The sequence below is a fragment of the Pedobacter sp. genome (genome assembly GCF_039594775.1).
In the GTDB taxonomy this organism is placed as follows: Bacteria; Bacteroidota; Bacteroidia; order Sphingobacteriales; family Sphingobacteriaceae; genus Pedobacter.
In genome coordinates, this window is the sequence record NZ_JBCNMT010000001.1 from 1,041,217 (window position 1) to 1,056,279 (window position 15,063).

A 15,063-nucleotide genomic window follows, 5' to 3' on the forward strand; every position below is an offset into this window, starting at 1 on the left:
TATTTACAGTCAAACAATTAACTTTAGAACATAAAAAATTGATGAATGAAAACCATTTTAAAACTATCAGTAATGGCTTGCGCCATTTTTCTTCTAATTGCTATGAAATCTAACCGTAAACGTGTGGTGTTTTTTGGAGACTCTATTACCCAGCAAGGAGCTACAAAAGCAAGTGGTTATATTAATATGCTTAAAAAACAGGTAGACACCAATAAATTTGAACTGATTGGTGCTGGTATTGGAGGCAATAAGGTTTATGATCTTTATTTGCGTTTGGAAGAAGACGTATTAGCGAAAAAGCCAGATTTGGTATTCATTTATGTCGGAATTAATGATGTTTGGCACAAACAAAGTTCAAGAACAGGAACAGACTATCCTAAATACATCAAGTTTTATCAGGCATTGATTGATAAGATCAAAGCCACCGGTAGTAAAATAGTATTATGTACGCCATCGGTAATTGGAGAGAAAAAAACAGGGACGAATGAATTGGATACCGAATTGGATAAATATTCAACGGGTATTAGAGAGTTGGCTACTAAAAACAATCTTCCACTTTGCGATTTAAGAAAGGCCTTTACCAGTTACGAAGAAAAGAATAACGAGCAGGATTTGGAAAAAGGTATTTTAACTACCGATCGCGTACACTTAAATGACCAAGGCAATTTATTTGTGGCTGAGCAAATGTTGCCTTTCGTTAAGCTGTAAGAGATATGGTGATCTGCGCCATTGAGAACTTGTTCTTTCATATGGTACAGATTTCTGACATTTCTTAGCGGTCGATGATGGTAAAAAATGCTAAATTTGAAGTCCCATTTAGGAAGGGATTAGCGAGAAATGATTACAGCAGAAACCATAGAGAAGATTAAGGAAACCGCACGTATTGAAGAAGTGGTTGGCGATTTCGTGCACCTTAAAAAACGTGGTTCCAGCTTAATTGGTAACTGTCCTTTCCATGGCGAAAAAACACCTTCGTTTCACGTTTCGGTAAACAAGGGCATCTACAAATGTTTTGGATGTGGCGTGGCAGGTGATTCAGTACGTTTTGTAATGGATCATGAAAAGTACACTTATCCGGAAGCCTTAAAATACCTTGCTACCAAGTACAATATTGAAGTTGAAGAAACGGTAGAAAGTAAAGAACAAATTGAGCTAAACAGCGCAAGGGAAAGTCTTTACATTGTTTCACAATTTGCTGCCAGCTATTTCGAAGAGCAACTTTGGAATAGTGATGATGGTAAAGCCATAGGCCTTAGCTATTTTAAGGAGCGTGGTTTTAGGGAAGACATCGTCAAAAAATTCAACTTGGGTTACTCGCCCGATGTTTGGGATGCACTTACCCAAGAGGCGGTCAAAAACCAACATGCCGAAGAGTATCTAGAAAAAACAGGCCTTTCCATCAGAAATGATAAAGGAAAACTGTACGATAGGTTCCGTGGCCGTGTCATGTTTCCTATCCACAACTTTACAGGTAGGGTAATTGGTTTTGGTGGGCGTACTTTAAAAACAGATAAAAACGTACCCAAATACGTTAATTCACCAGAGAGCGATATCTATCACAAATCAAATGTGCTTTATGGTTTGTATCATGCCAAAAAAGCCATTCGTGATCAGGATAACTGCTATTTGGTAGAAGGTTACGCCGATGTTTTGGCTGTCCATCAAGCCTATATCGAAAACGTAGTTGCCTCATCGGGAACGTCGCTAACCATTGAACAAATAAAGCTCATTAGTAGGTTTACCCAAAACGTTACCATTTTGTATGATGGTGATGCAGCGGGAATCAAAGCCTCTTTGCGTGGGTTGGATATGATTTTGGAAGAGGGACTGAACGTAAAAGTAGTTTCTTTCCCAGATGGCGATGACCCCGATTCGTATATGCACAAAGTTGGTGCTGGTGCATTTAAAACCTACATTGAGGAGCAGCGACAAGATTTTATCCTATACAAAGCCAATATTTTACTGGCCGAAGCAGGAAAAGACCCTATCAAGCGGGCAGGAATCATAAGGGATATTGTAGAGAGTATTGCTAAGATACCTGATAATATCAAGGCCTCTGTCTTTGTAAGGGAATGTAGTCATCTCTTGGAAATCGAAGAGCGGGTATTACTTACCGAGCTGAATGCAATCAAGCTGGCCAAGAGTAAAAAAGCGGCTACTTCTACTGCGCCAAAGTCATCTAGCTTTGGTCATCCAGATATGCCGCCAGATGACCTTTTTGCGGAAGAAGGACCTGCGGCGGTACCCATGCAGAATACAACGGAACAAATTAGTTCTGATCTGCTGCAGGAACATGAAATAGTGAGATTGTTGCTTACCTTTGGCCACGAATTGGCGACTTGGGAACAGACAGATAACATGTACGTTGGTTCTTTCATTATCCAAAACCTTAGCGATGTTAGCTTTGATAATGATTTGTGTAACCGTGTAATCGATTATTATCGTACTGAATTGGAAAATGGCCAGTTGCCAACCATTAATCAATTTTTAAGGAGCGAAGACGGAGACATTGCCAACTTGGCCATCACCTTAACCACTTCGCCATACAACTTAAGCGAGAACTGGTTGAACAAACACCAGATCTATGTTAAAGATGAAAGCCAGAATATTAAGGCTGCAGTGTTGGGAGGCCTATATCATCTTAAAAAACGTAAGGTAGATAAAATGCTTACTGATTTGATGAACCAAATGAAAGACGAACGTGATGAGGTTAATCTTGAAGCACTGCAAGGACGCTTTATGCAAGTGAAAAACGTAGAACGTACCATCTCAAAGTTTTTGGGCTCGGTAATTGTAAAATAATGATTGAATAATAAAATGAGTGACTGATTGAATGAGTTATATGAGGGTACTTACTCATTCAAAACTCAATCAATCAAAATTTCAAAAAATGGCAATCCACAACGATAGAGGCAAGGCTGGCGAAAAAGAGGCGGTACAGTTTCTCCAACAAAAGGGATATGAAATTTTAGATGAAAACTGGACTTTCGGCAAAGCTGAGGTAGATATTATTGCGCTTCACTCAAATACCATTATCTTTATAGAAGTTAAAACACGCAGTTCGGTGGCCTTTGGCATGCCCGAAGATTCTGTAAGTTCGGCTAAACAGCGACAATTAGAGTTGGCAGCGCAGGCTTATATTGAAATCATGGATCATCAAGGCGAAATTAGGTTTGACATTATCGCTGTGCTTTTAACCAAAAATAATACGTTTAACATCAACCATATCGAAGATGCTTTTTGGCCTTACACGTAAAATATTTATCACCTTATTAGGAGGTGTTTCTTTTTTCCAGTTTGCCTGCAATAACAAGGTAGCTAATTACATTACTTTTAAAAATCCGCTGCAGGGTGAGAGCTTCCATGCTGGAAAACCTGTTAAGGTGGAGCTTGACATTCCCGAAAAAACAGAAGTGCAAAACATCAGCTATTTGATAGACGGAAAGCCATTTGCAGAGAAAAGCACCAGGGAATTTGTTTGGTTAGATACACAGAATCTGCCACTGGGCTATAGAATGCTGACTGCCATTGTAAAAACAAGCAATCAGATAGATACAGTTACCAACAACATTATTTTAACCACCGATAAAAAGCCGCAAAAGTTAAAATATACTTTGGTGAATACTTTTCCTCATGATACTTCTTCCTATACACAAGGACTAAGCTTTGTAGAGGGTAAGTTGCTAGAGAGTACGGGGCGTAAAGGACTATCCCAGTTGCGATGGGTTGATTTAGCTAATGGAAAAGCCATCAAATCCGTGCCTTTAAAACCTGAGTATTTTGGAGAAGGTTCTGTAAAAGTGGGAGACAAAATCATTGTGCTTACTTGGCAAGAAAATGTAGGTTTGATATACGATGCCAATTCATTAGAAGAGATCGGCACTTTCCCATACCAGAGCAGTGCCGAAGGCTGGGGACTTACTTACGATGGCAAACAGTTGTTACGTAGTGATGGTTCTAACCGTATTTGGAAAATGAACGCCCAAAACTATAAAGAAGAGGGATTTATTGAGGTTTACGATAATAAAGGCCCTGTAGAGCGTTTAAACGAACTTGAGTATATTGACGGGAAACTATATGCCAATGTTTATGGCGCTAACAGAATTGTGATTATTGATTTGAAAACAGGTGTTGTAGAAGCAGAAGTTGACCTTTCTAAATTGGTTCCTAAAAACTATTTTAAAACGGATGAGGAAATTGGCAATAATGTACTCAATGGAATTGCTTATGACGTTGCGACAAAACGTTTGTTTGTTACAGGAAAAAAATGGCCAAATCTGTTTGAGATTAAACTCGAAGTGAAGAAATAACTTTTCTGATCTGTTATAAAGAAAGGTATATGAAAAACAGTGGATAATTACCCTGCTGTAAATACAAAAGCCACTCTTTCAAAAGTGGCTTTTGTATTTATTATTTATCTCCGTTTTCTTTCAAATAGCCTTGATAGGAAACAGATTGTTTGTTATTACTGTTCAGAGAGAGTGACACATAACCTTCATCGCTAATACTAAAAGCCAAGCGATAGTTTTCAGGAACATCTTTGGTTTGTACTAAAGTATCCCAGCCTCTTTTTTTGCCTTTGATCGATTTATATTCAAACTTTTTGGAAGTAAATTTAATCCCTCCCTCAGTTTGGTTAATAGGTGCATTGTATGACCTTCCATAATAAGGTAAAAATGCTACAACGCTGTCTGGTGTTACCCTCACTTCATAATACGTTTCTGAAAGATTGATGGTGCCGCCTTGCATAGCTCCTGGAATTTTACTCATTACCATGCTAATATCCTGAGTATTTAAGGGCGTTACCGACCTGGCTACAAAAGTGTATGTTTTGGCTTCTACAATTTTCGCAGTAGTTGCTTTATCTGTTTGGGCAACTGCATTTAATCCAACCAAGGTAAATGCAGTGATCAATAATGTGTTTAACCTATTCATGTTTATGCTGTTTAATCAAATTACAGCTCTATGATGACCAAAACAAGTGAAATCCATAAAAGTTTATAAACGGTTCAAATAAAACAGCTTGTTTGTATGGGTAATAAAGCCATTCACACTACAAAACGAATTCAATAATTATTTGTCAGACTTTTTTCCGCCAAGGGAAAACCTTCTGGCAATGCTGAACCCCCATCGGTATTGTCCTTTTGTCCATGTCGTGTTGGTATTGGTTATAAACTGCGATTCTTGAATTGCTGTGGCATTGGTAAAGTTTAAGTGAAAAATATGCCCGCCAGTATCAAATTCTAAACCTGCCCCTAATATATGATACAGTTGTTGTGCTGAAACTGCTTCTAGGTAAGCTTTCTTACCTTTATCTCTAAAAGGAACAGTATAATCTGCTACAAAAGCCATGCGCTTTGTAATTTTTATACGTCCGCCAACAGACATGGCAAACAAATCATTTTGATCACCAAAAGCCGTAAAATTACGATGTACATAGGAAGGCATGATCAATAAAGAAAAATTAGGGCTGAACTTTCTTGCCAGTACGGCCTGCACCACATAAGTAAGCCTATCGGAAAAGCCATCAAATGCATTTGCCAAAGTGGGATCGGCACTGGCTTTTACTGCCGATACCGTGGAGCTTCCAAATAAAGTAACGCTAATTGGCAAGCTATCATCAGAAGTTTGAGTAAGCAATCTATATTTGATGTTCCCTTCGTACAATTGCGTCACCAAGCCAAAGCCTTTTGCTCTGGCAAAGCCTATGTTTAGTCGGTCACTCAGGCCGTAATCAAAACCAATCCTGATGTCGGTTGATTGGTCTAATCCGTAGAAATTCTTAATTCCGCCTGCACTACCAGCAATATCGCCAAAACGATGGTCTACTCTAAAATCCAATTCATTTTTATGGACGGTTTCAATCGTATGGATATTAATTAGTTTTGGAGATTTAAAGGTTGCCGAAACACGTGAGCTAACTTTGGGCAACTCAAGCATATTTGCCAAGGAATCTTGAGCACTGGCAATGGGAAGTTTAGCTACAAACAATACCATAACGAGGTAACAAGTTCTATTCAATAAAGATTTCATAATTTATTTTTTAGGTTGATATAAGACCGAAATTTTGACCTCTACTGCTTCGGCGATATTCTTGATGACTATTCTGGGAATCTTTATTTTGTGATCTTCCATTCGGACCCAAAAAGAGGTTGTTGCGTTAACACCATTATTTGCTACAATGACTTTGATGGGCACTTCATAGCTTTTGGCTACACCATGAATGATTAGGTCGCCTTTAGCTGAAGCCTGGTAAGTGCCAGGCTTAGTATAATCAACAGCGCCTATTATCTTACCTTTAAAGGTGGATACAGGATATTTGTCGCTTTCCATATAATTCTCGTTAAAATGTTCCTGCATCAGCTTCTTTTTAAAATCAAACGTTGTGTTGCTGATTTTTACAAGAATATCTCCCGTTTGTGTGTTTATTGCTGAGGCTCCTGTTTTACTAATTGCTTCAATGTCTTCTATGGGAGTAGAAGAAAAAAATGAAGTGGTAACAGCCTTGCTTACTAATGTTTGTGCCCTCACTCCAGTAAGGGCCAAAACAAATGTTAAAGTAAAAATGAGCTTGTTCATCGTCTTATTGTGGCATGTTTCTGTCAAACCAAGCTGCTAACAATTCTTTTTCTTTAGCACTTAAACTGCCACCTTTTGGCATGCGCATGGTAACTAAAGTGGCATTTTTGATGCGATTGTCATTTTTTACCGATTCGTAACCCGTAAATGCCCAGGTACTATTTCCTTCTCCGTTTGCGCCATGGCACCCGCTACATTTGGTTTGGATCAAATTGCCAACATAATTACTGTAGCTTACATTTGCTGTGGTTACCTCGGGCCCACCAGGGTTGGTTGGCGTTGGCTTGATCTCTTCGGCTTGTTTTTTAGAACATGAGGCGAAAGCTAGGGCAATAGCAAGCCCATAGAAATAAAATTCAATTTTTTTCATGATGATATTATTTAAAGTTTGTATTGTTTTTAGCGAATGTGATAGCGTAGTTTAAATGCTATGCCGCTTGATTTTAATGGGACATTTCCTTCGCCAATCCCACTTAAAGGTATTTTTACATAAGGTTCAATACCTAAGGCCATTTTGGTGTTTTTTAGCTTAATGTTGTAAGTTGCTGATAAGTCGAGAACGCTCAGAAAGTGCTGGTTTTCATTTGTAAATTCCCTCGTTCGGTCATTTCGATTAACATCTTTGTATTTGTACACATAATTTTCTTTTAGCATAAAATAACTAGATAGGCCACCGTTAAAATCAATGCTTTGGTTTTGGTTTTCAAAAGCGGTGTAGGAAGCACGTAAAGGAACTTCCAGTACTTTACATTTTGCCTGGATACTTGCTATCGACGATTGAACATTAGGGTTGTTAAAAGTATAGTCATAGCCTTGTGCACTATAGTTTTTAGCTCCATAACTTAAGCCAGTTTGTAAGCTTATTTTTTTTGTAATTCCAATTCCCACACTTAAACCAAAACTAGCACTTGTCTTTCCGCCTATAATGGTACCTGCAGAGTTAAAATCGGGTCCGGTACTAATTGCTAAACTAATAGGTATTTTGCGAGCCTTTTTGTTTTTATCTATCAGTTTTCCGTCAGGCTTAATGTTATCTGTAACAGCTACAGTGGTATTGAGCGTTTGGTCAATTGTAAAATCACTTGGAACAAAATTATTGATTGCAATTTGTTTGTTTTCAGTAAGAAAAGTAATTGGTGGGCTACTTAAATTTTGGCTATCTACGGTTAAAAATGGTATAGCAGATTGTTTAATGGCTTGAATGTTTTCAATGGTTTTAGTATTAACGTTAGCTATTGGGGAAGTAGGTTGGGAGTTTAATGTCGAATGGGGGATTGAAGGAGTTGATGACCCGGCATTGCTATTTTTTGGAATCTCATTTTTAACAATGGTATTTTGTGGTTTTGTGCTGTTTTTTTGGTCTTTTTGCGGAAGGAAATAAAGGCCTAAACCAAAAGAAAGAAACAAAAGTATAATGCTGGCATTTCTAAAAAATACTAGACGATCTTTTCTGTTTAATTTCTGTTCCATTTTTAACCATGCTTCTTCTTCAAACTCAGGGAACGTTTCCGTTACTCTTTGTTTAAAGGTTTGGTCAAAATCTTTATCGTTTAAATCTTTCATTTCAATACGCTCTGGTTTGTTTATTAGTGAAAGCAGTTTCTTCAACCAGCATTTTTTTTAAATTTTCCCTAGCCTTAAAGAGATTTGATTTTGAAGTGCCAACAGAAATGGACAACATCTCTGAAATCTCTTCATGTGAATAGCCGTCAATAACAAAAAGATTAAACACCGTTCTATAGGCATAAGATAGTTTTTGTACTAATAGAATAATGTCTTCATAGTTTAAATGGGAAAGAATGTTTTCACTATCTTCCATTTCATGTTTGGCGTTTAGTTCTTCCATTTCCATTTGTTTTATTCGATTTCTATAATAATCAATTGAGGTATTGATCATAATTGTGCTGATCCAAGCATTAAATGGTCGGGACTTGTCGTAACGCTTTATATTCATGAAAACCTTCATAAAGCCATCGTTTAGCATTTCAATGGCTTCATCTTTATTTTGGGCGTAACGTAGACAAATCCTCATTGAATAGCCATAGTATAGGTGGTAAAGCTCTTTTTGGCTTTTCCTGTCTTTTTTTATACAGCCGCTAATTAATTCTGTAGAAAGCAAAATACAATCAATAGTTTTTGTTTTGTATATACGATTACGGTATTTGTAAATAAAAGGTTGCCTATACCTAAAGAAATTTACTCAGAAATTTCGAGTTAAAAGAAAAATCGCCTTTCAAATAGCTCTTATGGCATACTGAAAGGCGATTTATGATGGGATATAATTACTTTATTTAAGTCTATCTCCAGTTTTTGTATTGATTGATCAATCCGTTTGTTGACGAGTCATGTGAATTTACGGGTTCATTATCTTTTAACTCTGGCTGTATCTTTTGCGCAAGCTGCTTGCCAAGTTCTACGCCCCATTGATCAAAGCTGAAGATGTTCCAAATAATCCCCTGTACAAATATTTTATGTTCGTAAATGGCAATTAAGCTTCCTAAACTATATGGAGTTACTTTTTTAAGCAAAATAGAGTTGGTAGGTCTATTGCCTTCAAAAACTTTAAAAGGAGCAAGTTTAGCAATCTGCTCGTGGGTTTTGCCCGCTTTTTGAAGTTCGGCCACTACTTCTTCCTCGTCTTTACCATTCATTAATGCCTCCGTCTGTGCAAAAAAGTTCGAAAGCAAAATAGGATGGTGGTCGCCCAAAGGATTTAAGCTCTGAGCTGGCGCAATAAAATCGGAAGGAATTAATTTAGTGCCCTGGTGTATCAGTTGATAAAAAGCATGTTGTCCATTGGTACCAGGTTCGCCCCAAATTACTGGTCCGGTTTCATACATTACAATCTCGCCATTGCGATCAACATATTTGCCGTTGCTTTCCATATCCCCTTGTTGGAAGTAGGCCGCAAAGCGGTGCAAATATTGGTCGTATGGTAAAATGGCTTGTGTTTCGGCTCCAAAGAAATTGATATACCACACGCCTAACATAGCCAAAATCACAGGTACGTTTTCTTCGAAAGGAGCAGTCGAAAAATGCTTGTCGGTAGCGTGCGCACCTGCTAATAATTGCTTAAAGTTGTCGAAACCAATACCCAAGCTAATAGAAAGTCCAATGGCGCTCCATAGCGAATAACGGCCGCCAACCCAATCCCAAAACTCGAACATATTTTCGGTATCAATTCCAAAAGCAGCTACATCCTTGGCATTGGTAGACAAGGCTGCAAAATGCTTGGCAATATCGGCTTCTGTAGCCCCTTGGTTAAGGAACCAACTTCTTGCCGTATTGGCATTGCTCATGGTTTCTTGTGTGGTAAAAGTTTTCGAGGCCACTAAAAATAGGGTGGTCTCTGGATTTACAACCTTTAATGTTTCGGCAATGTGAGTGCCATCAACGTTTGAAACAAAATGTAGGTTTAATCTCGTTTTATAGTGTTTTAAAGCTTCGGTTACCATTACAGGACCTAGATCTGAACCGCCAATGCCAATATTGACCACATCGGTAATCTGTTTGCCCGTATAGCCTTTCCATTCGCCAGAAATGATTGCGTTGCTAAATTTTTCCATCTTTGCCAAAACCGCATTTACCTCAGGCATTACATCTTTACCATCTGCTAAAATAGGAGTATTGCTTTGGTTGCGCAGGGCAATGTGCAGTACTTCCCTTCCTTCTGTCTCGTTGATTTTTTCGCCATTGAACATGGCTTTTATCGCCTCATCTAACTTACACTCTTTGGCCAGCTGAACAAGTAGCGCCATGGTTTCATCGTTTACCCTATTCTTTGAATAGTCAAACAAGATGTCTTCAAACAGCACCGAAAACTTATTGAAACGGTCGGAATCTTCAGCAAATAAAGCTTTCAAGTCCGTTTGGTTAATGTTGATGTAATGATCGGCTAGGTATTGATAAGCCCTAGTAGTCGTAAAATTGATTTTTGGCAACATAGCATGGAGTTTTAGTTCGGTAAAAATACAAAACTGAATTTTATATGCTAATTAATAAAGCTACGAATCCTTAGTTATCCTAGTAGAAATGGTGATTATGGAATTGGTTCTTCCTAGGTATTGAAAAAAATAATGCTCATTATCATGGTTTTAACTATATTAGATAGAATTTAAAAGATGCACCTATGTTAGAAAATCTAGAACAATTAGTAAGGGATAATTCCCAAGAATTGGTAATTGACAATGCTCAAGTGCCAAATGAAAAAAACGAGCAGGTAATCCAAGCTGCTTCGGGTTCCATTGTAGAGGTTTTGAAGGATAAAATAGGGTCGGGTAATATCACCGACCTGATCAGTTCTTTTACGCAAGGAAATGGTGCTGGCGGAAATGTGTTGGAACAGGCAACCTCCAGTTTCACGGATAAGTTGGGAGGTTTAGGTATTAATGCAGAAACTGCGAAGAGCATAGGGGCATCCCTAATTCCTACAGTGCTGTCTAAGTTTTTCAATAAGGCAACAGATCCTAATGACAGTTCATTTAACCTGCAAGACATTTTAAGCAAGTTCGGCGGTGCCGACGGTAAGTTTGATTTCAATGATGTTAAAGACCTATTGGGCGGTGGAAGTAAAGGTGAAAATGGTGAAGGAGGACTTTTGGATAAGTTGAAAGGTTTGTTTTAACAATTTACCAGATGACGCTCTTTGAAGCTTTGTTTTGGTGTAACAGTCTAATTTAGATGGTGGAAATCGACTTCGGTTGATTTCCATACTTCTTTTGCAGTAATTAAAAATTACTATCTTGTAGGAAACCTCAGCAATATGAAGAAACTTTTACTTTTAAGTGCGGCATTACCTTTGTTTGCTGCCGCCCAAAACAATAACCTAAAAATAGATGCGGCCAAACGGACCGAAGCAATTACTCAGAAAGTGATTGATTGGCGTAGGGATTTTCATCAACATCCAGAATTGGGTAATCAGGAAACCCGTACCGCGGGTATTATTGCCAAGCATTTGCAGGCTTTAGGTTTAGAAGTAAAAACAGGCGTAGCAAAAACAGGCGTAGTGGCATTGTTAAAAGGTGGAAAGCCCGGTCCGGTAGTTGCTTTACGTGCCGATATGGATGGTTTGCCAGTTACCGAACGTGTAAACTTACCATTTGCCTCTAAAGTACGAACGACCTATAATGGTCAAGAGGTGGGTACCATGCATGCCTGTGGTCACGATTCGCATGTGGCTATTTTAATGGGCGTAGCCGAAGTGCTTACCGGAATGAAAAAAGATTTAGTAGGTACGGTGAAGTTTATTTTTCAGCCTGCAGAAGAAGGGGCCCCTGTAGGTGAAGAGGGAGGTGCTGAACTGATGGTGAAGGAAGGCGTGTTGGAGAACCCTAAAGTGGATGTGGTTTTTGGACTGCATATTAACTCACAAACCCCCGTTGGCCAGTTAACTTATAAGCCTGGAGGAACCATGGCCGCGGTAAACGACATGAAAATTACGATTACCGGAAGACAGGCACATGGAGCATATCCATGGAGTAGTATTGATCCTATTGTTGTATCAGCGCAAATTGTAAATAACCTGCAGACCATTGTAAGCAGGAGTTTGAATGTTACCGAAAATCCGGGAGTGGTTACCATTGGTAGCATCCAAGGCGGTGTGAGGTCGAATATTATTCCCGAAAAAGTAGAGATGTTGGGAACCATTCGTAATTTTACCAAGGAAGACGAGGCAATGTTTATTGAACGCATCAAAGCCATTGCGACCAAAACTGCCGAAGCTGCGGGAGCAAAAGCTGAGGTGTTGATTCCTTATAGTTCACATTATCCGGTAACATTTAATGATATCGCTTTAACAGAAAAAATGCTGCCTACGTTACAATATACCGCAGGTACAGATAACGTAAAACTAAAACCTCCAGTAACAGGAGCGGAAGATTTTTCTTTTTATCAAGAGAAAGTACCAGGCTTGTTCTTCTTTTTAGGAGCAATGCCCAAAGGACAAGACCCATTAAAAGCATCATCACACCATACCCCTGATTTTTTCATTGATGAAAGCAGTTTCAATTTAGGAGTAAAAGCCTTGTGTAATTTAACGCTGGATTATATGGGGATGAAGAAGAAGTGATTTGTCAATTGTTGTTTGTTGTCGACTAGTTAACCACCTTAGACATTTTAGAACATTTTAGTTTTTGAACCATTAAGGCATGAAACACTAAGGTCTTATAGTGCTTTAATGTTTTTTGTTTCGCTTAAATGACCTTAGGTGTCTTAGGTGGTTTAAAATGATTAACCACTTTAGATATCTTAGATTTTATAATGCTATTCCTTAAACTTCTTAATGTTTTTTGGTGTTATCACTTAGATGAACTTAGGTGTCTTAGATGGTAAAATTCCTATATTTGCCCTTATGACTAAAGAACAGTTGCAGGATTTAAGAGATAGACTAGCTTCTCTGAGGAGGCATCTTTGACGTTGATGAGCTTTTATATCAAATAAGCGAGGAAGAAAAAATAACCCTCGACCCTAATTTTTGGGACAATCCAAAAAAAGCGGAACAACTATTAGCCCAAATTAGCACTAAGAAAAAATGGACAGAAGGTTTTGCACAAGCTAGTGCTGCCTATGACGATACCGCGGTGCTTTATGATTTCCAACAAAGCGGCGATGCTACCGAGGAAGAAGTAGAAGAGCAATATCAGCAAGCGTTAAAAACAATAGAAGAGCTTGAGCTGAAAAATATGCTCAACAGTAAGGAAGACCAATTAAACGCCGTATTGCAGATTACTGCAGGCGCTGGTGGTACTGAAAGTTGCGATTGGGCCAGTATGCTGATGCGTATGTACATTATGTGGGCCGAAAAGAACGGCTATAAAGTTAGTGAGCAAGATTACCAAGAAGGAGAGGTGGCTGGCGTAAAAACTGTGACTTTAGAAATTAGTGGGGAGTTTGCTTATGGTTATTTGAAAGGTGAAAATGGCGTACATCGTTTGGTACGTATCTCTCCATTCGATTCGAATGCACGTCGCCATACCTCTTTTGCCTCTGTATACGTTTATCCTTTGGTTGATGATACCATCGAAATAGAAGTTAACCCTGCCGACATTGAGTTTGAAACTTTCCGTTCGGGCGGTGCTGGTGGACAGAACGTAAACAAAGTGGAAACTGCGGTGCGTTTGTACCATAAACCATCAGGAATCATCATTAAAAACCAAGAGTCCAGGTCACAGCTGCAGAATAAGGAAAATGCCATCCGTTTATTAAAATCGCAATTGTACGAAATAGAAATGCGCAAACGAATGGAAGCTACGGCAGCTATAGAGGGAAGCAAAAAGAAAATTGAGTGGGGCTCGCAAATTAGAAGTTATGTGTTAGATGATAGGAGGGTAAAAGATCATCGTACCAATTACCAAACCTCTAACCCTGATGCGGTGCTTAACGGAGATATCAACGAGTTTTTAAAAGCTTATTTGATGGAATTTTAATTGGATTTACGATATTAGATTTACGAGCTACGATTTCGCCCCAAATTATTAACTATTTAACAATGATCATATCTTCCAGCTTTAGGAACTTCGGACTATTAACTTTTCTCTTATTGGTTACTATAAATGCTAATGCCCAACAAGCAATATCATTATATGGAGGAGCTATTCCGGGGGCAAAACCAACTCCTGCCGATTATATAGAGGAAACCACTACTCGTGAAGACAAAGTTGTTAGAACAAGTAAAGTATCTAAGCCAGAACTATATGTCTACCAGCCCGCAAAGCCAAACGGCACGGCGGTAATTATTTGTCCGGGTGGTGGTTATAGTATTTTGGCCATTGATAAAGAAGGACATGACGTCGCCAGGAAATTTCAGGAAATTGGAGTGACTGCTTTTGTGTTGAAATATCGTTTGCCAAGCGATCTAATCATGAAAGATAAAGCCTTAGGGCCAATGCAGGATGCTTTACAGGCCGTTTACTTGGTAAGAAAAAATGCAGCTTTATGGAACATTGATCCTAATAAAATAGGTATCATGGGCTTTTCAGCAGGAGGGCATTTGGCTTCGAGCGCCAGTGTGCACTATGCCGATATGAAAATTGATAATCAAGAGAACATCAGCTTACGCCCTAGTTTTTCCATCCTAATTTATCCAGTAATTAACTTTGGACAGTACGCCCACGCAGGGTCGGTAAAGAACTTATTGGGAGAAACACCCACAGATCAACAACGGAAATACTTTTCTTCGGAATATCAGGTGAATGCACAAACACCCCCAGCCTTTTTGGTACATGCCAATACCGACAAAACGGTGCCTGTACAAAATAGCATGAGGTATAACGAAGCTTTGGTGAAAAATGGTGTGGCAACAGAACTACATGCTTACCAAGCCGGTGGGCATGGCTTTGGCTTGTATAACAAAACCACCAAAGATGATTGGTTTGAACGTTTAAAAAATTGGATGCAGGCTAATAAATGGTAAGCTTTTGGGCTAACAAAGTTTTTCTTCCAAATCTGTATCAAATTTCTATTTTTGAGACTTAGTTTAAAATTAAA

Annotated in this window: 15 protein-coding genes; 8 read left to right on the forward strand and 7 right to left on the reverse strand. The window is 38.7% G+C overall.

The genetic code is table 11. The features are described 5' to 3' along the window. The first annotated feature begins 45 nt into the window (after positions 1-45). From ABDV71_RS04480 to ABDV71_RS04495, 4 genes are all read left to right on the forward strand, one after another. Positions 46-708 (forward strand): GDSL-type esterase/lipase family protein, encoded by a 663-nt coding sequence (locus ABDV71_RS04480; protein WP_343531224.1) that lies wholly within the window; start codon positions 46-48, stop codon positions 706-708. Between the two features lie 129 nt (positions 709-837). Next, positions 838-2,802, forward strand: coding sequence for a DNA primase (gene dnaG, locus ABDV71_RS04485; RefSeq protein WP_343531225.1), 1,965 nt, complete (start codon positions 838-840; stop codon positions 2,800-2,802). An 88-nt stretch (positions 2,803-2,890) separates the two neighbouring features. Further along, entirely contained in the window at positions 2,891-3,256 is a 366-nt protein-coding gene (locus ABDV71_RS04490) for a YraN family protein (protein WP_343531226.1), read from the forward strand. Further along, positions 3,234-4,310, forward strand: a complete 1,077-nt coding sequence (locus ABDV71_RS04495) for a glutaminyl-peptide cyclotransferase (protein WP_343531227.1) — start codon at positions 3,234-3,236, stop codon at positions 4,308-4,310. The genes ABDV71_RS04490 and ABDV71_RS04495 overlap by 23 nt, the downstream gene beginning before the upstream one ends. Positions 4,311-4,410: 100 nt before the next feature. On the opposite strand, the gene ABDV71_RS04500 is transcribed toward ABDV71_RS04495, so the two are convergent. The 7 genes from ABDV71_RS04500 to pgi all read right to left on the reverse strand — a co-directional run bounded on the left by ABDV71_RS04500 (position 4,411) and on the right by pgi (position 10,523). Then, on the reverse strand, positions 4,411-4,935 hold the full coding sequence (locus tag ABDV71_RS04500) for a DUF4251 domain-containing protein (RefSeq protein ID WP_343531228.1): 525 nt from the start codon (positions 4,933-4,935) through the stop codon (positions 4,411-4,413). Positions 4,936-5,073: 138 nt separating this feature from the next. Next, positions 5,074-6,033, reverse strand: coding sequence for a DUF5777 family beta-barrel protein (locus tag ABDV71_RS04505; RefSeq protein ID WP_343531229.1), 960 nt, complete (start codon positions 6,031-6,033; stop codon positions 5,074-5,076). A gap of 3 nt (positions 6,034-6,036) precedes the next feature. Continuing rightward, positions 6,037-6,579, reverse strand: a complete 543-nt coding sequence (locus ABDV71_RS04510; RefSeq protein WP_343531230.1) for a YceI family protein — start codon at positions 6,577-6,579, stop codon at positions 6,037-6,039. Positions 6,580-6,583: 4 nt separating this feature from the next. Beyond that, positions 6,584-6,949 carry a cytochrome c gene (locus tag ABDV71_RS04515; RefSeq protein ID WP_343531231.1) on the reverse strand — a complete coding sequence of 122 codons (366 nt, stop codon included), beginning with the start codon at positions 6,947-6,949 and terminating at the stop codon, positions 6,584-6,586. A gap of 29 nt (positions 6,950-6,978) precedes the next feature. Beyond that, positions 6,979-8,142, reverse strand: a complete 1,164-nt coding sequence (locus ABDV71_RS04520) for an outer membrane beta-barrel protein (RefSeq protein WP_343531232.1) — start codon at positions 8,140-8,142, stop codon at positions 6,979-6,981. 1 nt (position 8,143) lies between these two features. Continuing rightward, positions 8,144-8,698 carry an RNA polymerase sigma factor gene (locus ABDV71_RS04525; protein ID WP_343531233.1) on the reverse strand — a complete coding sequence of 185 codons (555 nt, stop codon included), beginning with the start codon at positions 8,696-8,698 and terminating at the stop codon, positions 8,144-8,146. Between the two features lie 178 nt (positions 8,699-8,876). Then, positions 8,877-10,523, reverse strand: coding sequence for a glucose-6-phosphate isomerase (pgi, locus tag ABDV71_RS04530; RefSeq protein ID WP_343531234.1), 1,647 nt, complete (start codon positions 10,521-10,523; stop codon positions 8,877-8,879). A 185-nt stretch (positions 10,524-10,708) separates the two neighbouring features. Between pgi and ABDV71_RS04535 the strand changes: the two genes are divergently transcribed. The 4 genes from ABDV71_RS04535 (at position 10,709) to ABDV71_RS04550 (ending at position 14,989) form a co-directional block, all read left to right on the forward strand. After that, positions 10,709-11,203, forward strand: a complete 495-nt coding sequence (locus ABDV71_RS04535; RefSeq protein ID WP_343531235.1) for a hypothetical protein — start codon at positions 10,709-10,711, stop codon at positions 11,201-11,203. Between the two features lie 138 nt (positions 11,204-11,341). Then, positions 11,342-12,646, forward strand: a complete 1,305-nt coding sequence (locus ABDV71_RS04540) for an amidohydrolase (RefSeq protein ID WP_343531236.1) — start codon at positions 11,342-11,344, stop codon at positions 12,644-12,646. Positions 12,647-12,928: 282 nt separating this feature from the next. Beyond that, a protein-coding gene (gene prfB, locus ABDV71_RS04545; protein ID WP_343531237.1) for a peptide chain release factor 2 occupies positions 12,929-14,003 on the forward strand; the annotation gives its coding sequence in 2 pieces (ribosomal slippage) (positions 12,929-12,988 and positions 12,990-14,003; 1,074 coding nt in all). 62 nt (positions 14,004-14,065) lie between these two features. After that, positions 14,066-14,989, forward strand: coding sequence for an alpha/beta hydrolase (locus tag ABDV71_RS04550; protein ID WP_343531238.1), 924 nt, complete (start codon positions 14,066-14,068; stop codon positions 14,987-14,989). The last annotated feature ends 74 nt before the right edge of the window (positions 14,990-15,063 follow it).